The organism is Enterobacter sp. CCUG 70166 (assembly GCF_020224095.1).
GTDB lineage: Bacteria > Pseudomonadota > Gammaproteobacteria > Enterobacterales > Enterobacteriaceae > Enterobacter > Enterobacter intestinihominis.
On sequence record NZ_NRIQ01000067.1, the window covers coordinates 37,170 to 58,056 of the forward strand.

General features: G+C 54.7%; 20 protein-coding genes and 2 tRNA genes. 10 read left to right on the top strand and 12 right to left on the bottom strand.

Going from position 1 to position 20,887, the window contains the following annotated elements:
• Nucleotides 1-17: 17 nt before the first annotated feature.
• The 4 genes from lpp to CKK19_RS23550 all read right to left on the bottom strand — a co-directional run bounded on the left by lpp (nucleotide 18) and on the right by CKK19_RS23550 (nucleotide 4,894).
• On the bottom strand, nucleotides 18-254 hold the full coding sequence (lpp, locus tag CKK19_RS23535) for a murein lipoprotein Lpp (RefSeq protein WP_001082307.1): 237 nt from the start codon (nucleotides 252-254) through the stop codon (nucleotides 18-20).
• A gap of 312 nt (nucleotides 255-566) precedes the next feature.
• Nucleotides 567-1,988, bottom strand: coding sequence for a pyruvate kinase PykF (pykF, locus tag CKK19_RS23540; protein ID WP_015570703.1), 1,422 nt, complete (start codon nucleotides 1,986-1,988; stop codon nucleotides 567-569).
• A 377-nt stretch (nucleotides 1,989-2,365) separates the two neighbouring features.
• Nucleotides 2,366-3,511, bottom strand: coding sequence for a trans-sulfuration enzyme family protein (locus CKK19_RS23545; RefSeq protein WP_063853912.1), 1,146 nt, complete (start codon nucleotides 3,509-3,511; stop codon nucleotides 2,366-2,368).
• A 12-nt stretch (nucleotides 3,512-3,523) separates the two neighbouring features.
• Nucleotides 3,524-4,894 (bottom strand): pyridoxal-phosphate dependent enzyme, encoded by a 1,371-nt coding sequence (locus tag CKK19_RS23550; protein ID WP_063853911.1) that lies wholly within the window; start codon nucleotides 4,892-4,894, stop codon nucleotides 3,524-3,526.
• 399 nt (nucleotides 4,895-5,293) lie between these two features.
• Between CKK19_RS23550 and CKK19_RS23555 the strand changes: the two genes are divergently transcribed.
• The 6 genes from CKK19_RS23555 to CKK19_RS23580 all read left to right on the top strand — a co-directional run bounded on the left by CKK19_RS23555 (nucleotide 5,294) and on the right by CKK19_RS23580 (nucleotide 9,968).
• Nucleotides 5,294-6,316 carry a methionine ABC transporter ATP-binding protein gene (locus CKK19_RS23555; RefSeq protein ID WP_023299939.1) on the top strand — a complete coding sequence of 341 codons (1,023 nt, stop codon included), beginning with the start codon at nucleotides 5,294-5,296 and terminating at the stop codon, nucleotides 6,314-6,316.
• Nucleotides 6,309-6,977, top strand: a complete 669-nt coding sequence (locus CKK19_RS23560) for a methionine ABC transporter permease (RefSeq protein WP_017384621.1) — start codon at nucleotides 6,309-6,311, stop codon at nucleotides 6,975-6,977. Before CKK19_RS23555 ends, CKK19_RS23560 begins: the two co-directional genes overlap by 8 nt.
• A 23-nt stretch (nucleotides 6,978-7,000) precedes the next feature.
• Nucleotides 7,001-7,813, top strand: coding sequence for a MetQ/NlpA family ABC transporter substrate-binding protein (locus tag CKK19_RS23565; protein WP_003857677.1), 813 nt, complete (start codon nucleotides 7,001-7,003; stop codon nucleotides 7,811-7,813).
• A 108-nt stretch (nucleotides 7,814-7,921) separates the two neighbouring features.
• Nucleotides 7,922-8,131: a fumarate hydratase FumD gene (gene fumD / locus CKK19_RS23570; protein ID WP_003857676.1), complete on the top strand. Its 210-nt coding sequence runs from the start codon at nucleotides 7,922-7,924 to the stop codon at nucleotides 8,129-8,131.
• A gap of 118 nt (nucleotides 8,132-8,249) precedes the next feature.
• Nucleotides 8,250-8,417 (top strand): hypothetical protein, encoded by a 168-nt coding sequence (locus CKK19_RS23575; protein WP_022647883.1) that lies wholly within the window; start codon nucleotides 8,250-8,252, stop codon nucleotides 8,415-8,417.
• 144 nt (nucleotides 8,418-8,561) lie between these two features.
• Nucleotides 8,562-9,968: a DUF1996 domain-containing protein gene (locus CKK19_RS23580; protein ID WP_063853910.1), complete on the top strand. Its 1,407-nt coding sequence runs from the start codon at nucleotides 8,562-8,564 to the stop codon at nucleotides 9,966-9,968.
• Between the two features lie 56 nt (nucleotides 9,969-10,024).
• On the opposite strand, the gene CKK19_RS23585 is transcribed toward CKK19_RS23580, so the two are convergent.
• Nucleotides 10,025-10,165, bottom strand: a complete 141-nt coding sequence (locus CKK19_RS23585; RefSeq protein ID WP_003857665.1) for a hypothetical protein — start codon at nucleotides 10,163-10,165, stop codon at nucleotides 10,025-10,027.
• Between the two features lie 125 nt (nucleotides 10,166-10,290).
• Between CKK19_RS23585 and CKK19_RS23590 the strand changes: the two genes are divergently transcribed.
• Nucleotides 10,291-11,073, top strand: coding sequence for a hypothetical protein (locus CKK19_RS23590; RefSeq protein ID WP_063853909.1), 783 nt, complete (start codon nucleotides 10,291-10,293; stop codon nucleotides 11,071-11,073).
• A gap of 72 nt (nucleotides 11,074-11,145) precedes the next feature.
• Nucleotides 11,146-11,781 (top strand): carbonic anhydrase, encoded by a 636-nt coding sequence (locus CKK19_RS23595; protein ID WP_022647889.1) that lies wholly within the window; start codon nucleotides 11,146-11,148, stop codon nucleotides 11,779-11,781.
• Between the two features lie 28 nt (nucleotides 11,782-11,809).
• Here CKK19_RS23595 and CKK19_RS23600 read toward each other — a convergent pair whose 3' ends face one another.
• The 4 genes from CKK19_RS23600 to mdtK form a co-directional block, all read right to left on the bottom strand.
• Nucleotides 11,810-13,405: an FAD-NAD(P)-binding protein gene (locus CKK19_RS23600; protein WP_063853908.1), complete on the bottom strand. Its 1,596-nt coding sequence runs from the start codon at nucleotides 13,403-13,405 to the stop codon at nucleotides 11,810-11,812.
• 122 nt (nucleotides 13,406-13,527) lie between these two features.
• Nucleotides 13,528-13,604 (bottom strand) — tRNA-Val (locus CKK19_RS23605).
• Between the two features lie 4 nt (nucleotides 13,605-13,608).
• A tRNA-Val gene (locus CKK19_RS23610) sits at nucleotides 13,609-13,685 on the bottom strand.
• Between the two features lie 153 nt (nucleotides 13,686-13,838).
• Nucleotides 13,839-15,212, bottom strand: a complete 1,374-nt coding sequence (mdtK, locus tag CKK19_RS23615) for an MdtK family multidrug efflux MATE transporter (protein WP_032622176.1) — start codon at nucleotides 15,210-15,212, stop codon at nucleotides 13,839-13,841.
• A 225-nt stretch (nucleotides 15,213-15,437) separates the two neighbouring features.
• Here mdtK and CKK19_RS23620 point away from each other — a divergent pair, with 225 nt between their 5' ends.
• Nucleotides 15,438-16,079: a riboflavin synthase gene (locus CKK19_RS23620; protein WP_063853907.1), complete on the top strand. Its 642-nt coding sequence runs from the start codon at nucleotides 15,438-15,440 to the stop codon at nucleotides 16,077-16,079.
• Nucleotides 16,080-16,109: 30 nt separating this feature from the next.
• On the opposite strand, the gene cfa is transcribed toward CKK19_RS23620, so the two are convergent.
• Both cfa and punC read right to left on the bottom strand, forming a co-directional pair.
• On the bottom strand, nucleotides 16,110-17,258 hold the full coding sequence (gene cfa, locus CKK19_RS23625) for a cyclopropane fatty acyl phospholipid synthase (RefSeq protein WP_022647893.1): 1,149 nt from the start codon (nucleotides 17,256-17,258) through the stop codon (nucleotides 16,110-16,112).
• Nucleotides 17,259-17,556: 298 nt separating this feature from the next.
• Nucleotides 17,557-18,756: a purine nucleoside transporter PunC gene (gene punC, locus CKK19_RS23630; RefSeq protein WP_023299943.1), complete on the bottom strand. Its 1,200-nt coding sequence runs from the start codon at nucleotides 18,754-18,756 to the stop codon at nucleotides 17,557-17,559.
• A gap of 113 nt (nucleotides 18,757-18,869) precedes the next feature.
• Here punC and punR point away from each other — a divergent pair, with 113 nt between their 5' ends.
• Nucleotides 18,870-19,781, top strand: coding sequence for a DNA-binding transcriptional activator PunR (gene punR, locus CKK19_RS23635; RefSeq protein ID WP_022647895.1), 912 nt, complete (start codon nucleotides 18,870-18,872; stop codon nucleotides 19,779-19,781).
• Nucleotides 19,782-19,798: 17 nt separating this feature from the next.
• On the opposite strand, the gene purR is transcribed toward punR, so the two are convergent.
• Nucleotides 19,799-20,824, bottom strand: coding sequence for an HTH-type transcriptional repressor PurR (gene purR / locus CKK19_RS23640; RefSeq protein WP_006809011.1), 1,026 nt, complete (start codon nucleotides 20,822-20,824; stop codon nucleotides 19,799-19,801).
• Nucleotides 20,825-20,887 lie beyond the last annotated feature (63 nt).

Genomic DNA, 20,887 nt, shown 5'->3' on the forward strand with positions numbered 1-20,887 from the left:
TTTATTAACAGGTACTATTACTTACGGTATTTAGTAGCCTGGTTGTCCAGACGCTGGTTAGCGCGAGCTGCGTCGTCTTTAGCAGCCTGAACGTCGGAACGCATTGCGTTCACGTCGTTGCTCAGCTGGTCAACTTTAGCGTTCAGAGTCTGAACGTCAGAAGACAGCTGATCGATTTTAGCGTTGCTGGAGCAACCTGCCAGCAGAGTAGAACCCAGGATTACCGCGCCCAGTACCAGTTTAGTACGATTCATTATTAATACCCTCTAGATTGAGTTAATCTCCATGTAGCGTTACAAGTATTACACAAAGTTTTTTGGGTTGAGAATATTTTTTTGATGGGATTACGCCTATTTTTGATCGTTCGCTCAAAGAAGCAACGAAATCGGCAATTTTGACGAAAAAGCTATGTTAAAAAAGGCATTTTTCATCGGATTCATCTTAGATAAATCGCGATTAAATAGAAAAACCCGATTTGCTTTTTGAATAGTTCTGGTTAATGGCGGGAATAAAAAAAGCGCCCCGAAGGACGCTTTTTAACAAAACAATAATTTGTTCGTGAAATATTACAGTACGTGGACAGATGCAGTGTTGGTTGTACCGCTTGGTACCAGTGCACCTGAAACCATAACCACCACGTCGCCTTTCTGAGCCAGGCCACAATCAACCAGTTCCAGAGCCACTTCTTTACCCAGACGATAGAAATCATCGGTAGAGGCAATCTCTTTCACCAGGTGTGGGATCACGCCTTTGCTCAGCACCAGCTGACGCGCGGTGGTTTCGTTGGTGGTCAGCGCCAGAATGGTCGCATCCGGGAAGTATTTACGCACGGCACGCGCAGATTTACCGCCCTGGGTCGCCACGACAATCAGTGGGGCTTCCAGTTTCTCGGCGGTTTCTACCGCACCACGGCACACGGCTTCGGTGATGCGCAGTTTACGGCTGTCGTTATTGTAATCCAGACGGCTTTTCATCACGCGGTCGGTACGCTCACAGATGGTCGCCATGATGCCGACCGCTTCCAGGGGGTATTTCCCTTTTGCAGATTCGCCAGACAGCATAACGGCATCGGTACCGTCGAGGATGGCGTTCGCCACGTCGCCGGCTTCAGCACGGGTAGGGCGTGGGTTTTTGATCATGGAGTCCAGCATCTGCGTTGCGGTGATAACCACTTTACGCGCGCGAACGCATTTCTCGATCATCATCTTCTGCGCGAAGATCACTTCTTCAACCGGGATTTCTACGCCCAGGTCGCCACGCGCTACCATGATACCGTCAGACGCTTCAAGGATTTCGTCGAAGTTGTTCAGGCCTTCCTGGTTTTCGATCTTGGAGATGATCTGAATGTTCTCACCGCCGTGCGCTTTCAGGTGCTCACGGATCTCAACCACATCAGAACGTTTACGGATGAAGGACGCCGCAACGAAGTCCACACCTTGTTCGCAGCCGAAGATCAGGTCTTGTTTGTCTTTTTCAGCCAGCGCTGGCAGAGCAATGGACACACCCGGCAGGTTAACGCCTTTGTTTTCGCCCAGATCGCCGTTGTTCAGCACTTTACAGATAACCTTGTTACCTTCAATCGCGGTCACTTCCATGCCGATCAGGCCGTCATCTACCAGCACGGTGTTGCCAACGGACAGATCGCTGGTGAAGCCTTCGTAGGTCACGGCAACGATTTCGTTATTACCTACAACGGATTTGTCGGTGGTGAAGGTGAAGGTCTGGCCCGCTTTCAGGGAAACGTCGTTACCGCCTTCCAGTTTGATGGTGCGGATTTCAGGACCTTTGGTGTCGAGCAGGATTGCCGCTTTTTTCCCGGTCTTGCTCATCACGTTGCGCAAGTTCTGAATACGCTGACCGTGTTCAGCATAGTCGCCGTGGGAGAAGTTCAGACGCATCACGTTCATGCCGGCATCCAGCATTTTGCTCAGCATCTCTTCGGATTCGGTTTTCGGGCCGATAGTACAAACAATTTTCGTCTTTTTCATGACAGTCTTAGTCTTTAAGTTGGGAAGGATATGGGAATCTCGCTCCGGGGGCGCACCGCCGCGGAGTCAAACCTGTGTTGCGAAAGAGTATATGACACGCACTAAGAATAGGTGACATCAAATGAGCGTGCAGAAGAAAGTGTGCCTGAGTGCCAGCCCAACGAAGGAGAGGAGAAGTTGTACGTTGTTTTTTGTATTCCAAGCGCTGAAACCATTCACCAGGGATTTGGCGCGCATTATACGCTGATTCACAGTAAAAAGGAAAATGGAAACAGCGTTTCAAAAACATTCTGTGCAGATTCACATAAGTTTGTTATCAAGGCGTTAAGGCCTAATGTCATCTTATGACGGCAGGCGCAACGCCCGCCGTTTTTTGCTCACTTTTCCAGCGCCTGTTGAAGGTCGGCGATCAGATCCTTCGCATCCTCAATCCCCACCGACAGGCGTATCAGCTGCGGCACAATGCCGTTTGCAAGACGCTGCGCCAGTGGAATGGAGGCGTGGGTCATGCTGTAGGGCTGGCTCACCAGACTCTCCACCCCGCCCAGGCTTTCCGCCAGGGTAAAGAGCGTAAGATGACGAATCACCTCTGTCGCGCGTTGCGCATCGCCTTTAATCACAACGGAGATCATGCCGCCCGGCAGCGCCATTTGTCTGCGGGCAAGCGCATACTGGGGGTGTGACTCCAGCCCGGGATAGAGCACGTTCTCTATCTGCGGATGCTGCTCCAGCCATTGCGCAATCGCCAGCGCGTTGGCACTGTGCTTCTCAACGCGCAGGGAGAGGGTGCGAATCCCCCGTAGCGTCAGGAAGCTGCTGAACGGATCCAGAACGCCGCCAACCGCGTTTTGCAGATAGCCCAGACGCTCCGCGAGATCCTTATTTGCCCCGACAACAGCCAGCCCGGCAACCACGTCTGAATGACCGTTGAGATATTTGGTGGCGGAGTGAACCACAATGTCGAACCCCGCCTCCAGCGGCCGGTGAATGACCGGGGAGGCGAAGGTATTATCCGCCACGCTGATCGCATTATGGCGCCGGGCAATGTCTGCGATGGCCTCCAGGTCGGCCAGTTTCAGCAGCGGGTTCGTCGGCGTTTCCACCCAGATCATGCGGGTGTTCGGGCGAATGGCGGCCTCAAGTCCGGCTACATCGTCCGGCTTAACCCAGCTCACCTGTAGCCCGGTGCTGCGCTTACGCACGTTTTCGATCAGGCGATACGTACCGCCGTACACGTCGTCAATGGCGACGATATGGCTGTCTTTATCCAGCAGTTCGAGCACGGTGGAAATGGCCGCCAGCCCTGACGCGAAGGCGTACCCGCGCGTGCCGCCTTCCAGTTCGGCGATGGCGGTCTCCAGCGCATGGCGGGTTGGGTTGCCGCTCCGGGAGTATTCGTAGCCGGTATGTTCACCCGGTGCCGGTTGCGCAAACGTCGACGTGGCGTAAATTGGCGGCATCACGGCGCCGTGCGTGTCGTGATACTCACCGCTGTGAACGCTGAGGGTGGCCAGGTTTTTCATCTTTTGCTCCTTTTATTTCGTCAGGCGGTTACGCCAGGTGGTGAGTACGTCACTGCGTGTGATCAGACCCAGAAAGCGGTCTTCGTCATAAATAATCGCCACCAGGCCACGGTCAAAGATGGCGTACAGGGCGCTCTCCGGGGCCTGCCTGTCCAGGTATTCCACCTGACGCGTCATGGCCGCCGTCACGGGGAGAGAGAAGCGATCGGCTTCCCCCCCGATGTGCCGCAGCAGGTCCCACTCGTCGATGATGCCGACGACCTTGTTGTTATCGAGCACCGGCAGCTGGGAGATGTCGTACAGGCGCATGCGGGCCAGCACGGTGGAAAGCGTGTCGTCCGGGGCGGCAGTCACCGTCGCGCCTTCATCGTGGCGCAGGGCAATATAGTCCGAGAGATCGCCTGCCTGCGGACGTGAAATCAGCCCCTGCTGGCGCATCCAGTCGTCGTTGAACATCTTTGAGAGGTATTTATTGCCGCTGTCGCAGGCGAAGGTGACCACACGTTTTGGCGTAGTCTGCGCCTGGCAATATTTCAGCGCCGCCGCCAGCAGCGTGCCGGTGGAGGAGCCTGCCAGGATCCCTTCCGTTTTTAGCAGATCGCGGGCGGTGGTGAACGCCTCGCGATCGGTAATGCGCCAGGCGCGGTTAACCCCTTCGATGTGCGCCAGCGGAGGGATAAAGTCTTCGCCAATCCCTTCAACCAGCCACGATCCGGCATCGTGATGGCGTCCGGTCTCAACCTGGTCCGCCAGTACCGACCCGGCCGGATCGGCAAGCACAAATTTCGTCTGCGGCGAATGTTCTGCAAACCACGCCTGTAAGCCACCCAGCGTACCGCCCGACCCCACGCCGACGACGATGGCATCGATCTGGCCGTCAAGCTGTTCAAACAGTTCCGGTGCGGTAGTGGTGCGGTGCGCCAGCGGATTGGCCGCGTTATTGAACTGATCGATATAAAACGCGCCTGGCAGTTCGTTCGCCAACCGCCGGGCATAATCCTGGTAGTAGGCCGGATGCCCTTTATTCACATCTGAACGGGTCAGCACGACCTGCGCCCCTAACGCGCGCAGGTGGAAAATCTTCTCGCGGCTCATTTTGTCCGGCACCACCAGGATCAGCGAGTATCCCTTTTGCGCCGCAATCAACGCCAGCCCCAGGCCGGTGTTCCCCGCCGTGGCTTCAATAATGGTGCCGCCGGGCCGTAGCTGCCCCATACGCTCGGCCTCGTTAATCATCGACAGCGCGACGCGGTCTTTAATCGAGCCGCCTGGATTCTGATTTTCCAGCTTCAGAAACAGCGAGCAGGGGCCGGTATCCAGCTTGTGCAGCTGGATGAGTGGCGTATGGCCAATTAGTTCGGTGACGGAGTGGTAAAGCGTCATGGTCATGTCCTGTGAAGAGGTGATGACCGGATAATAGGACCATGAAATTTTCTCAATAAAGAACGTTTCACTGGGTTTTAGAACAGAAGGGAATAATCCTTATGTTTTTGGATTGAAAGACAGCAAGACGTAAAGGTGCCCGGATGTGAGGATGGCTATATCAGTACATGGTGCTGAAAAATTAACCAATTTCGTCGGATGAATGAGACCTGATATGCAAAAGGCAGATAATTATTGCAGATATTCATCTAAATGCTTTTCACCCGCCAGTTCGCTGCTTATTCCGCCGCATTATAAGAAATTCTTTTTTGGTCATTTAAAAGCTGATAACGGCTGTTTACTATCTTTTGGACATCCATACTGCTAAACCGCTATATGCGTAACGGATAACGAATAAGAATGATCGTACTCAGTAATATTTCGAAGGTTTTTGACAACGGGAAGCTGGCGCTGACAGCCGTTGATAACGTCAACTTGACGATAGAGCAGGGACAGATTTACGGGATCATTGGTTACAGCGGGGCCGGGAAAAGTACGCTTATCCGTCTGCTGAACGGTCTGGAAAAGCCCAGCGCCGGCAGCGTCACCATTAACGGTCAGGATATCTCCGCCGCGAAAGGAGAAGCGCTGCGTCAGGCACGCCTGAAAATCAGCATGGTGTTCCAGCACTTTAATCTGCTCTGGTCGCGCACGGTGAAGGAAAACATCGCCTTTTCAATGCAAATTGCCGGTGTGCCAAAAGCGCAAATTCAGGCTCGCGTTGCCGAGCTGGTGGAGCTGGTCGGCCTGAAGGGGCGCGAGAATGCCTACCCGTCGCAGCTGAGCGGCGGGCAAAAACAGCGTGTGGGCATTGCCCGCGCGCTGGCCAATCATCCGGACGTACTGCTGTGTGACGAAGCCACCTCGGCGCTGGATCCGCAGACCACCGATCAGATCCTCGATCTGCTCCTGGACATTAACCGTCGTTTTAACCTGACCATCGTACTCATTACGCATGAGATGCATGTGGTGCGCAAAATCTGCGACCGCGTGGCGGTAATGGAGAACGGCAAGGTGGTGGAAGAGGGGGAGGTGCTGAGCGTGTTTACGCATCCTCAGCAGCCGATCACCCGGCAGTTTGTCCGCCAGGTGAGCCAGTACGCGGAGGAAGAGACCTTCAATACCGAACTGGCAAATGAGCTGGAGGGCGCGGTCATCAAGCTCACCTTCACCGGGCACAGCACGCACAGGCCGATCGTCGGTGAACTGACCCTGCGCTACGGCCTGCCGTTTAACATCCTGCACGGCAAAATGACGCAAACCGCCCACGGTGTTTTCGGGCAGCTCTGGGTGCACGTGGTGGCATCGGATGAACAACTGAACAATATCCTCGCCGACCTGAAGCAAAGCGATATTGAAGGCGAGGTAATCAAGCATGGCTGAAGAACTCTTTCCGCACCTGAAGTGGGATCAACTTTGGGCTGCAACCCAGGAGACGCTCTACATGACCGCGCTTTCCGGCGTGGCGACGTTTGTTCTGGGGATCGCGCTCGGTCTGGCGCTGTTTTTAACCGCCCGCGGCGGGTTATTCCACAACCGCACGGTCTACAGCGTGATGTCGATTGTGGTGAACGTGTTCCGCTCGATTCCGTTCATCATTCTCATTGTTCTGCTGATCCCGTTCACCAAGACCGTTGTGGGGACCATTCTCGGCGCTAACGCTGCGCTGCCCGCCCTGATTGTGGGCGCCGCGCCGTTCTACGCCCGTCTGGTCGAGATTGCCCTGCGGGAAGTGGATAAAGGGGTAATTGAAGCCACGCGTTCGATGGGCGCGCGGCTGAGCACGTTAGTGTTTCGGGTTTTACTGCCGGAATCTTCACCCGCTCTGGTTTCAGGTATGACGGTGACGCTGATTGCGCTGGTGAGCTACAGCGCAATGGCGGGGGTGATAGGTGCCGGCGGTTTGGGAAATCTGGCTTATCTGGAAGGATTCCAGCGCAACCATGGTGACGTCACGCTGGTGGCAACGGTGACCATTCTGATCATCGTGTTCATTATCCAGTTCTGCGGCGATGCCATTACTTCACTGTTAGATAAACGCTAATAAATACACACAGGAACCACATCATGAAAAAGACACTGACACTGATCGCCGCAGCCACCCTGAGCGCCCTGAGCTTTGCCTCCTGGGCGGACACGCTCACCGTGGGGGCGTCCAACACCCCGCACGCGGAAATTCTGGAGCAGGCTAAGCCGATTCTGGCAAAGCAGGGGATCGATCTGGAGATTAAACCGTTCCAGGACTACATTCTGCCAAACACGGCGCTGGCAGGGCATGACATTGATGCCAACTATTTCCAGCACATCCCTTACCTGAACAGTGTGCTTAAAGACCATGCGGGCGATAAGGATTATGATTTTGTCAGTGCAGGCGCAATCCACATTGAGCCGATCGGTATCTATTCAAAAAAATACAAATCGCTGAAGGATCTGCCGGAAGGCGGCAAAATCATCATGCGTGATGCGGTTTCCGAGGAAGGGCGTATTCTCTCCATCTTCGAAAAAGAGGGCGTGATCAAGCTGAAGCCAGGCATCGATAAAGTGACCGCGCGCATCAGTGATATTGTGGAGAACCCGAAAAAGCTGCAATTCACCCCTAACGTCGAGGCATCTCTGCTGCCGCAGATGTACAACAACGACGAAGGTGCTGCGGTGGTGATCAACGCCAACTACGCAATTGATGCCGGTCTGGATCCGGTCCACGATCCAATTGCGGTTGAAAGCGGTGAGAATAACCCGTACGCCAACATCATTACCGTTCATCGCGGTGATGAGAAGAAGAAGGATATCGTCGCGCTGGTGAACGTGCTGCACTCCAAAGAGATTCAGGACTGGATCCGCACCAAATACAAAGGCGCGGTCATCCCGGTAAACAACTAATCGCCTGATTTTCCAGACGAAGCCCGGCGAACAACACGCCGGGCTTCTTTTTTGTATCCAGCCGACGAATGATTTAAGCTGACGGTTTAGGGCAACGGAGTGATGGCAATGGGCAATGTGACCAAAGACGAAGCGCTGTACCAGGAGATGTGTCGGGTGGTTGGCAAGGTCGTTCTGGAGATGCGTGACTTAGGGCAGGAGCCCAAGCATATCGTGATTGCCGGGGTACTGCGTACCGCGCTGGCGAACCAGCGCGTTAAGCGCAGTGAGTTGACCACCAAAGCGATGGAAACGGTGGTTAAAGCGCTGGCCGGTTAGGACGACAGCGTCTCGCGAGTTTTTCAGATCCTGCATATCAACAGTCATTATTGTTATTTCCTCTTCATGATGAAGGCGTGTTTAACTGACTCCAGGTTAAGCGAGAAGGGTAATGACGATGAAAAAATGGATAAGCACGTTACGGCGGTTTTTTGCGCCCCGACCAGCGAATGCGGAGAACAGCGCGCAACGTGTTCTTGAGTCAATACTGCCTGTCGCCAGCCTCTATGGCGTGGACGTAGCCAACATCGACCCGGAGTGGTTCTATGTTAAAACGTCACGCTGAACTTCGCCGGACGCGCGAAATGTACTGGAATGAGCTGTGCGTGATGCGTGTAAAGTGAGAATGAAGGGAAAAATGCCCTGGCTAATCCTCGGTAAACGATAGCCGTTTTGTTACCACTATCTCCTTTCTCAGATGGAGATGATAATGAAACGGACAGTATTAACCCCCGCGCTTTCTGCCACCGTGCTATTGCTTGCCATGCAGGCGGCACACGCTGGTCCACAGGCGCATGTTGTATGCAGTTATTCCCATACCCTCGGCGATGATGCCATTATGATGTACGGCATGCCCAACGAGGCCATGCTGCACGATTTTTTTGGTAACGTGCAAACGGATGCTTACTCCAGCCGTGAATCGCTGCGTACCCAGGAAAAGACCACCTGCGATAACAAAGCAGACAGCTCGGCCTACTGGGCTCCGTCGCTAAAATTACCGGACGGAACGGTGGTCAAACCCGCCTATCAAAAAACCTATTATCAGGCATCGAACGTTGACGCCTGGCCGCTGCACCCGTTCCCGGCGGGGCTGTCGCTGCTGGCAGGCGATCATCACGGCACCGCGCCGAATCGACATATCACCTTTTTATGCGCCAACGGCAAGGGCTACACCACCAGAACGGGTGAAGTCTGCGGCTTACGCAAGGCGAAGGATGCCGTGCAGTTTAATATCGGCATTCAGTTCCCGAACTGCTGGGACGGGGTCAACCTGAAGCCCGCCCACGGCCTGGCTAACGCCACCTACGATACGAAAGGACAGTGTCCGTCCGCCTTCCCGGTGAAGATCCCGACGGTGAACATGAATATTGCGTACGTGCTTCCGACAATTAGCTCTCTGGATACCAGTAAAGTCCAGCTTTCCCTCGACCCCACCATGCATGGCAGTGAACGTGAAGAGCGATGGGGGAGCCTGTATACGGCGCATGCTGACTTCATGAACGGCTGGACGGAAGATGCCGCGCGCTTTATGACCGACCTGTGCATGAACCGCGGAATGGATTGCGGCACCACCGTGCCGTATGGTTATTCAAAAGCGAAGGCCAACGTCTGGCTCAGCAGCATGGAACCCGCACTTTCACAACCCGATCCCCAGCTCTTACTGGTGCAGGATAACTGGAAGAACGGTGGACGCACGAAAAACAGCGAAACATTGTCGCTGGTGAAGTTCAACATCCCTCCGCTGCCTGCCGGACAGGATCCTGCCCAGTTTAAATACCGCGTGAGAATTTATGGCGGGAAAGTGGAAACCAACGGCGCGGATCAAATCTTCTTCTATCCGGCGAGCAACGACTGGGATCCGGCCACCATGAGCTGGCATTCACGGCCGCCCTGCAACTATCGCTCGGATGCGGTGCTTTACCTGAACCACTCCCGCGAATACCGGATGGTGGATGTCGATAAAGCGGTACGCAAGGCGCTGGCAGAAGGGAAAACTGAAATTTCGTGGTATATCGGCGGCGATCGTCAGGGAAACCACTATCAGTTTGAGACGGGGTCATCTCAACAAAGCCTGATCCTGATGCTGACCGGGTTTAGCAAAACGCCGGAGATCTGATAGCGGGTAGCAAATGTATTCATAAAAAAAGCACCGGGGAGCCCGGTGCTTTTTCTTCAGATCTTGCAGGCATCGCCGCAGTCGTCATCGGCGACAATCGCCTGGGCTTTTTTATCCGCATCGTCGAGACGTTCCGCGTTGCGCTCTTCTGCTTCATCCAGCCCGTTAAAGACTAAGTTATCGAGATCAATTTCCATGTGCCACCTGCGTTATTCAGTTTTTGATACTGGCACAGTATAAGTCAAAAAAAGCGGGCCAGGCACCCCTCAGCACATATGGTTAATCCCTGCCATACTCAGTGCTTTATTGCTGAGGAAAGCCGATGATTACACTCTGTAAAACCTGCGGTACCGCTTACGATAAACAGCCCAAAAACTGCCCGATTTGCGACGATGAGCGCCAGTATGTCCCGGTGACGGGCCAGGCATGGACGGACTTCGACAGCCTTACGACCACGCACACCAACAAATGGCAACAGCTGGAGTCGCAGCTGTTCAGCATCAAAACCGTTCCCGCTTTTGCCATCAACCAGCGGGCGCTTCTGCTGAGTACGCCGCAGGGCAATGTTCTGTGGGACTGCATCGCCAACCTCGATCCGGCGACCAGAGCGTTAGTTGACGCGCTCGGGGGCATCAGCGCGATCGCGATTTCGCACCCGCATTACTACACCACCATGCAGGAGTGGGCCGCCGCGTTTAACGCGCCGATCTATCTGCACGCCAGCGATCGGCAGTGGGTGATGCGTGACAGTCCGGCGATACGCTTCTGGGAGGAGGACGCCCTGGAGATTATGCCGTCGGTGACGCTGCTGCGTCTGGGCGGGCATTTTGCAGGCGGCACGGTGCTGCACTGGCAGTCAGGCGACGGCGTGCTGCTGGCCGGTGATATTTTGCAGGTTACGCCTGGTAAGGACGCCGTGTCGTTTATGTGGAGTTATCCGAATATGCTGCCGCTGCCTGCCCGCACCGTTGAGGCGGTGATCGGTCGACTGACCGGGAAAACGTACCAGCGACTGTACGGGGCCTTTGAAGGGCAAAACATCCCGGCGAACGCAGATGAGATTGTGCAGCGGTCGGGCCAGAAATATATTGCTTGTCTCCGCTAAGGCACGGTGGTTAAATTTTACGAGTGTGATCGCGATCATACCTAAACTAAAACAGATAAAAGAGAAATGGCTATGCAACATATCATTGAAGGTTTTCTCAGCTTTCAAAAAGAGATTTTCCCGCAACGTAAAGAGCTTTTTCGTAGTTTAGCGTCCAGTCAGAATCCCAAAGCGCTGTTTATCTCCTGCTCCGACAGCCGTCTGGTTCCGGAACTGGTCACGCAGCAGGAGCCAGGACAGCTCTTTGTCATTCGAAACGCGGGCAACATTGTGCCACCGTTCGGGCCGGAGCCTGGCGGTGTCTCTGCAACCATCGAATACGCGGTAGTGGCCCTTGGCGTGACCGATATTGTTATTTGCGGCCACTCCAACTGCGGCGCGATGAAGGCGATTGCTGACAACGCCGATCTGGAGCCGATGCCAGCCGTTTCCCACTGGCTGCGCTATTCTGATGCGGCAAAAGCGGTGGTTGAGAAGAAAACCTGGGATCAGCCAATCGATAAAGTGAATGCGATGGTGCAGGAGAACGTCTTTGCTCAGCTGAGCAACATCAAGACCCATCCGTCGGTGGCGGTAGGCCTGCGCAACAACGCCATTCGCCTGCACGGCTGGGTATATGACATCGAAAGCGGCAAAATCCTTGCCCTGGACAAGAACACTAAATCCTTCGTGTCGTTGTCGGAAAACCCGGAAGTCTTCTTCGAGTAATCCGACACCGCAGGGCAGGGAAGCCCTGTTAAAACTCCGTGTAAGGTAACTTCCGTCGCACGCCAGATGCAGGATTCCCCGCCGCTTTCGCCATCGCTTTACCAATTTCAGCGCACTCAGACAAACCCTGAACAAACGGATGATCGTGCATCAGCCAGGGGATCGCCCCAAAAGCGATACGTCCGCGCAGAGACGCAGGTGACAGCAACGTGTAGTCTTCCCCCACGTCCGGTATTTCATCCCCCGTTTCCTCAAGCTGTTTGCGCAGCGTCGGGAAGGGAATATCCTTATTTCTGAGCGGTTTCTGCCCGCGGGCATCGATAAAGACGTCGAAGCGATAACGCTTTTCTTTCGTGGTGATGACGGTCTGATCGCTGCCGATATCCAGGTCGTAATCATCACCGAGTGCGACTACGCTAATGATCCCTGCCTCGCGCAGTGCCAGTAACCGGCGGATAGACTGCGGTGGAATGGCGGCATAGTTATCAATAAACACACGCTCCAGCCCGGATTTAAACCGTTCTCTGTCACGTTCATTGAGTGAAGGGACAATGGCCTGAACTACTTCATGCAGACGAAGCACGGTATAGCGCCAGGCAACGGTGCGTTTCTCGCACTTGTTGCGCTCCACTTCTTTCAGATTCGCTTCGGCCCAGGTGAAAGGACCATGCTTTTTACGATCCTCAAACCAGACATCACGAAGCGTGTCAGCATTCAGCGTGCCGATCGCTATCGCCTGGCACCAGCGCGGATCGGCCAGCTCAAGCTCTTTCACCATCAGCGCAAAGATGCGGTCAAGCAGCCCGTCAGGGCCTTTGGCAATTTCGCTTTCTGCCACAGACTCCGTTAACACCGACAGCGGTTCATAAGGGATAGGGCAGTAAAAGTCGGCCTCCGGAAGAACGCCCGAGCGGGACATCAGCGTGATGTTTAGCCCCTCACTACCTTTATTGACAACGAACTGCTCCCCGCTAAACCGACCATGCTGCATTACTACAGCCATAGCAGCGTCCAGTCCGCTGAGGGAGGTACCCATAATCCCCACCTCACAGGCTCGGATATCCGCGTCCATCAGTCCCGACCATGGGCTTGGGAAATAGTCGCGGGTGGATTCATCTTCATCAGGCCAGACGTGACCGGTGGCGACCACTGCAAGATCAAACCGCCTTGAGAAAGGGGCATCGTTCACTGATAGGGCCACGCCGTCTGCATCAGCCTTAATATCAGTGACTTCTGCATTGGGGTGAACCTCGATATGAAACCCAGCCTTTTTCGCCTCGGCAACGACGGCGAGAAAGCGGTCATGGAAATATTCACCCAGCAGAATACGCGGCAGAAACTGCCGTTCATTCAGTCTGTCTTTGTCGACGTTATAGCGGGCAAGATGGGCTTCACTCTGCTGTTTGAGCCAGTCGAGGTAGGTGATAAAAATGGGCGGGATTTCGATACTGGCGATATTCGCCAGCATCAGCCGGGAGTTATCCTCGTCGCTGTAGGGCATCCCAACGCCGGGTTGGTCTGCTTTTTCGAACACGGTGATCGACAGCGGTGCTGCGTTGTTAAGAAGTGAGTAAAAGGTGTAAATCCCTGTTGGGCCTGAGCCGATAATGGCGATTTTTTTCATCGAAAGCGTTCCTGCGTTTCTGAACCATACAACAAGCGTAGCAGGAGAAAGGTTAAGTCATTCAATGAAGGGAAAAATTAAGACGTTCAGAAGAGGATTTTTGCACCATTTCAGGACTGAAATGGTGCGTCCGAGTGGACTCGAACCACCGACCCCCACCATGTCAAGGTGGTGCTCTAACCAACTGAGCTACGGACGCAGAATGGTGCGTTCAATTGGACTCGAACCAACGACCCCCACCATGTCAAGGTGGTGCTCTAACCAACTGAGCTATGAACGCATTGTGTTGTCGGTGACAACGGGGACGAATATTAGCGGCACAGCCCCAAGGTGGCAAGAGGGAAAATGCATTTTTCTCTCTGATTTCACGCGATTGCTTCAATACCGCGCAAAGTGAAGAGAAAGTAGCCGCCAGCCGGCGGCTACTGTGTCATTAACGCGCAGCTCGTTGCAAAATGACCGCAGACGACTGACGTTGCAGGAAGCGCATGCGCAGCATCATCATAATGGCTGCAGACGTTAAGCCGATGATAAAGCCCATCCAGAATCCGGCTGGCCCCATGCGATCCACCACCAGATCCGTGAGCGCCAGAATATACCCACTCGGCAGGCCCAGAACCCAGTAAGCGATAAAGGTGATAAAGAAGATGGAACGCGTATCTTTATACCCACGCAGCACGCCGCTGCCAATTACCTGGATGGAGTCAGAGATCTGATAAATGGCCGCCAGCAGCATCAAATGCGAGGCCAGAGTCACTACTTCCGGGTTGTCGTTATAGAGCAGGGCAATTTGCTCACGCAACAGCACGGTAAAGAGCGCGGTACAGACTGCCATGCAGACGCCGACGCCCAGCCCGGTGCGGGCTGCCGTTTGCGCATCCAGCGTCGAGCCTTGCCCCAGACGGAAGCCCACGCGAATCGTCACCGCAGCAGCCAGGGACATCGGCAGGACGAACATCAAAGAGCTGAAGTTCAGGGCGATCTGGTGGCCTGCCACGTCAATAATCCCTAACGGCGAGACCAGCAGGGCGACAACGGCAAACAGCGTCACTTCAAAGAACAGCGCCAGCGCAATGGGCAGACCCAGTTGGGTAAGGCGGCTCATCATCGACCAGTCAGGCGTGCTAAAGGCGGTGTCGTTACGAATGTCGCGCATGGATCGCGCATGTTTAACGTAGGTGAGCATACAGCCGAACATCACCCAGTACACCGCAGCCGTCGCCACGCCACAACCCACGCCGCCGAGTTCCGGCATGCCAAAATGACCGTAGATGAAGATGTAGTTCACGGGAATGTTCACCAGCAAGCCGATAAAGCCCATCACCATGCCCGGCTTGGTTTTTGCCAGCCCTTCACACTGGTTACGAGCCACCTGGAAGAAGAGATAACCGGGCGCGCCCCAGAGCAAGGCGCGCAGATAACCGACTGCTTTATCTGCCAGCGCCGGGTCGATATTATGCATGGCGCGAATAATATACCCGGCGTTCCACAGGACGATCATAATCAGGACGGAGACACCCCCGGCCAGCCAGAAGCCCTGGCGCACCTGATGGGCTACGCGGTCGCGTCGACCGGAGCCGTTAAGCTGCGCGATAACGGGCGTCAGCGCCAGCAGCAGGCCGTGACCAAACAGAATGGCCGGGAGCCAGATTGAGGTTCCGATCGCCACGGCGGCCATATCGGTGGCGCTGTAACCACCGGCCATTACCGTATCCACAAATCCCATTGCGGTTTGGGCTACCTGCGCGACGATCACCGGTATGGCCAGTGCCAATAACTGACGCGCTTCGATCATATACTTCTGCACGTGAACACCTTTGTATTGTAGTTATTTGAGAGACTAAAAAGGCCGCCGTTACTGGCAGCAAGAAGAAAAAACAGAGGGATGCCAGCTATTGTAGCGGGGTTTAACTAATTATCTAGTGAAAAAATCGCCAGAAATTGCGCATCACTGGCAACCTGTTTTTTCAACTGTTATTGTGGTGTGATTATACGGTGTCATCGCCGTTCGGAATGAACAGGAGCTGTAAGCATGTTTACTGGTATTGTGCAGGGCACTGCCAAAGTGGTGTCCATTGATGAAAAACCGAATTTCCGCACTCACGTAGTTGAGCTGCCTGAATATATGCTCGACGGCATTGAAACCGGGGCGTCGATAGCGCATAACGGCTGCTGCCTGACGGTGACCGAAATTAACGGTAACCAGATAAGCTTTGATTTAATGAAAGAGACGCTGCGCATCACTAACCTGGGTGAGCTGGTGGTGGGGGATACCGTCAACGTTGAACGTGCGGCGAAATTCAGCGATGAGATTGGCGGGCATCTGATGTCGGGCCATATTATGACCACCGCAGAAGTGGCGAAAATCGTGACCTCGGAAAATAACCGTCAAATCTGGTTTAAGGTGCAGGATCCGTCATTAATGAAATACATCCTTTATAAAGGATTTATTGGCATCGATGGGATTAGTCTGACCGTCGGTGAAGTGACGTCGACGCGTTTTTGCGTGCATTTAATTCCTGAAACGCTGCAACGTACTACGCTTGGCGCAAAAAAACTGGGGCAGCGCGTAAATATCGAAATTGATCCGCAGACCCAGGCGGTCGTGGATACCGTTGAGCGCGTGCTGGCGGCGAAAGAGGCGGCGATAATAAAGGCCGTGGAAGAAGAATAAAAAATAACCCCGGTTACCCGGGGTTATTTTTCAGCGGGCCACGCGCAGGCCGTGCTCAATCCCACGACTAAACACCACTTGCCACAGCTGTATATCCCGCGCGCGGAACGCACCCGCGCAGGCATTAAGATAATAGCTGAACATCCGTTTGAATCGTTCCGAATAGTTGTCGGCGATTTCAGGCCATGCAGCCTGGAAACGTTCATGCCAGGCCATCAGCGTGGTGTCGTAATCTGCGCCGAAGTTATGCCAGTCTTCCACAATAAAATGCGGTTCGCTGGCGTTCGCAATCTGGCGAACAGAGGGCAAACAACCATTCGGGAAGATATATTTGTTGATCCAGGGATCCACATTGTTATCGGTGCGTTTAGAGCCGATGGTGTGTAGCAGGAAAATTCCGTCAGGCTTCAGGTTATGGTCGGCGACGTCGAAATAAGTCTTGTAGTTCTTTGGCCCCACGTGCTCGAACATACCCACGGAAACAATCCGATCGAACTGCTCATTCAGGTCGCGGTAATCCTGAAGCCGAATATCGACATCCAGACCCAGACAGCGTTCCTGTGCCATCTTCTGCTGTTCAGCTGAAATCGTGACGCCGACTACGCTGACACCGTAATGTTTCGCCATAAACCAGGCAAGGCCGCCCCAACCACAGCCGATGTCCAGCACGCGCATGCCGGGCTGCAACTGCAACTTATCGCAAATCAGCTGTAGCTTATCCTGCTGCGCCTCTTCCAGGGTTGTCGCTTTTTTCCAGTACCCGCAGGAGTACTGCATTAACGGGTCGAGCATACGGCTAAACAGATCGTTGCCCAGGTCATAATGCTCTTTACCGACGATCCACGCGCGCTTTTTACTTTGCAGATTGAACAGGCGGGCGGAGGCGATACGTAACGTATCTTTGAAATGACGAGGGAGCTGATTTTCAAGACCGGCGCGTAAAACGCTGGAGAAGAACATATCCAGCCGCTCACACTCCCACCAGCCGTCCATATAGCTTTCACCCAGCCCTAACGATCCCTCCTGTAACACGCGTTTGAAAAAATCGGGATGTTTAATCTGGGGATCGGAGGGGGATGAGCCATTAATCGTAATGCCCGCACGTCCCAACAGTTCACTGACGATCCGGGACCAGTTATCGTCCGGAACGCTGACTTCTTCTATACACGATGAACTCATAGCTTCTCCATCACCTTGCTGTGATCAGAACCTTAAAACAGCGTAGACGCTTTTTTGGTTTGTGAGAAATCTCACGGTAAATGCCCGCGAGGCTAATATCCGACGTAGAACAGAGGAAGGGAGATAACCCTTGCCGAAATGCCTTCCATGGTAAAACGGGAGCGCTCCGGCTCCCGTTAACACTTAATATTTATCGTATTTAATCGAACCAAATTCAGTATAGGCCGCAAAATTTGGTGATTCAACAGAAAATTGTTAGCAACCTAATCACTGGTTTTTAACATAGTTTCCCGCGTAATCAGGCGTGCGACGTTTCTGTCTGCGCGTTTTCACTCTGCTCGCGATGGGCGGAGGACTGCATGCGATAACCCAATCCTGCCAGCACAACGGTGACCAGCATCACGCTGGTGGTGGTGAGCAGCGGGGTTGCAATCAATGCAGAGACCACGAGACTTGCCAGGAAGCACAGGCCAAGTTGCAGGGTATTTTGCAGCGCGGCAGCGCGGCCTGTCGCCTGAGGGAATGGACGCAGCGCCTGGGCTACAACAATAGGGTAAATGGCCCCGTTAGCGATCGCCATGACGCAGAACGGAATCAAAATTTCTGCAAGCCCGGCGCCGGGAATAAAGCCGACAGCCCAGGTCGCAATCACGCTTAGCGCATACAGCACCAGCAGCCAGGGCAGCATCTGCTGGCCTTCCCATTTTTGCAGCGCGGCGCGACAGCCATAGCCACCCACCAGGAAGGCGATGGTCTGTGGTACATAGCTCAGGCCGATAGCCGCCGGGCTGTAGCCCATGTCATGCAAAATGAACGGCGAACCGGTCAGCCAGGCAAAGAAGCTGGCAGAGCAGGCGGCATAAATCAGCACGTTACCGCGATAGGCTTTCGACCGCAGTAAAGAGGTAAAGGTGATGGGCTTCGCGTCCGGATGCGTCTCTTTTTTATGCGCAGGTTTAAGCCCGAACGCGGGCAGCATCAGGACCAGCGTGATCGCAAAGAGCGTGGCGAAAATGGCCTGCCAGTCGAAATGCGCCAGGATCCAGCTGCCCAGTAACGGGGCGAGTGCCGGAGACAGGCCGACCAACGGCATGATGGTGGCGAAAATGCGGTTAGTGCGTGAGGCGGGGTAGTAATCGGTCACCAGCGCCTGCCAGGTGACCGCTGCGGCACAGACGCCGACCGCCTGAATAAAGCGCAACACCAGTAACCAGGCGGCATCGCGGACCCACAGCATGCCCAGACAGCCTACGGCAAAAATCGCCAGTCCCAGCAACAGGACGGGCTTACGGCCAAAACGATCAGAGAGCGGTCCCCAGAGTAGTTGCGCAAAAGCAAAGCCGGCGAGGAACAAACTCAAACTGGCGCTGATGGCGGCGGCAGGGGTTTGCAAATCCTCCTGCATCGCGGCGAATGCGGGCAGATACATATCGGTCGCCAAAAAGCCCAGCACGCTTAAGCCGCCGAGCCAGACTAAAAATCCTTTCCTGGGTTGCACTGTTTTTTCTCCTGAGGAGGCAGGTGTACGTTGGCGCAGAGTGTAGGGAGTGCAAAGCGGCTTGTGAAACGCTAATATTTGGTGGGTGCATTCAAAAAATTTGCAGGCTAAAGATGTGGTCAGATTATTCCCTTGAAGTGGTTGATGCCGTGGCGCGTAACGGCAGCTTTACTGGTGCCGCCCAGGAGTTGCACCGCGTTCCCTCGGCTATCAGCTATACGGTGCGCCAGCTGGAAGCGTGGCTGGCAGTCCCGCTGTTCGAGCGGCGTCATCGCGACGTGGAGCTCACGCCTGCCGGCGCGTGGTTTTTGAAGGAAGGCCGGTCTGTTATCAAAAAAATGCAGATCACCCGTGAGCAGTGCCAGCAGATCGCCAACGGCTGGCGCGGGCATCTCGCTATCGCGGTGGATAACATCGTTAAGCCGGAGCGGACCCGGCAGATGATCGTCGATTTCTATCGTCATTTTTCCGACGTCGAACTGCGTGTGTCGCAGGAAGTGTTCAACGGCGTATGGGATGCGCTGGCGGACGGCAGGGCGGAGATGGCGATTGGTGCAACCCAGGCGATCCCGGTTGGCGGGCGCTACGCGTTCCGCGACATGGGCATGCTGAGCTGGACCTGCGTGGTCGCGCGCGATCACCCGCTGGCGGCGCTGGACGGGCCGCTGAGTGATGACACCTTACGCAACTGGCCCTCGCTGGTGCTGGAAGATACCTCCCGCTCGCTGCCCAAGCGCATTACCTGGCTGCTGGATAATCAGCGCCGCGTGGTTGCGCCGGACTGGGAGTCGTCAGCCACCTGTCTGAGCGCGGGGCTGTGCGTTGGCATGGTGCCGGTGCATTTTGCGCGCCCGCGCATCGACGCGGGAGAGTGGGTGGCTCTGACGCTGGAAAACCCTTTCCCGGATGCTGCATGCTGTCTGACGTGGCAGCAAAACGACGTCTCGCCCGCCATGGCCTGGCTGCTGGATTATCTGGGAGACAGCGAAACGCTGAACCGGGAGTGGTTGCGGGGACCAGCGTAGCTGGCCCCGTAAAGAGATTAACGTCGGTAGTCGCGGAACGGACCGTCGGCAACGGAACGGCGTTCAATCAGGCGCGGGTGGACCTCAATGGACTGGGACTGTTCTCGCTTGTTGACGATCCTGTCCATCAGCATATTGAAGGCCGTTTCACCCAGCGAATCTTTCGGCTGGTGAATGGTGGTCAGCGCCGGGGTAAAGAAACGGGCGTTGCGAACGTTATCATAGCCGATCACCGAGATGTCCTGCGGAACGCGCAGGCCGAGTTCATCCGCCGCGCAGAGCGCGCCCATTGCCATGATATCGCCGCCGCAGAACACAGCGGTAGGGCGATGCGGCTGGGAGACGATCTGCTGCATGGCGCGATAGCCCGACTCCGGTTCGAAATCGCCCTGGACAATCCAGTTTTCTGGCACGGTAATCAGCGCCTCTTCCATCGCTTTCATGAAACCGGCCAGACGGCCAGCACCGGTGTTACGCTCCAGCGGGCCCGGGATCACGCCAATTTCACGATGCCCGCGTTCTACCAGATAACGCCCGGCCATGTAGCCGCCTTCAAAGGCGTTATCAATAACAGAGTCGGTGAAGTCTGCGCGCGCCTCGCCCCAGTCCATCACTACCATCGGAATGTGGCGATACTCTTCCAGCATGGAAAGCACCGACTCAGGGTATTCAGAACACATGACCAGCAGGCCGTCGACGCGCTTTTGCGCCATCATCGACAGGTAAGCGCGCTGTTTTTCAATGTTGTTCCACGCGTTGCCCAGAATCAGGGTATAGCCTTTCTGAAAGCAGTTTTTTTCAACGGCTTCGATGATTTCAGCAAAGTAAGCCGCTTCACTGCTGGTGGCCAGCAGGCCAATCGATTTGGTGTGATTAACCTTCAGGCTACGGGCGACCGCACTTGGCGAGTAGTGCAGTTCTTTGATTGCCGCCCAAACGGCATTACGCGTCTCTTCTGCGACGAAACGCGTTTTGTTAATAACATGTGATACGGTTGTAGTGGAAACGTTTGCGCGTTTTGCTACGTCTTTAATTGTTGCCATTAAGTGTCACTCCAGACCATATCCTAAGCTCCTGAAAAAAATGAAGGTAAACGTTTGCCTTCT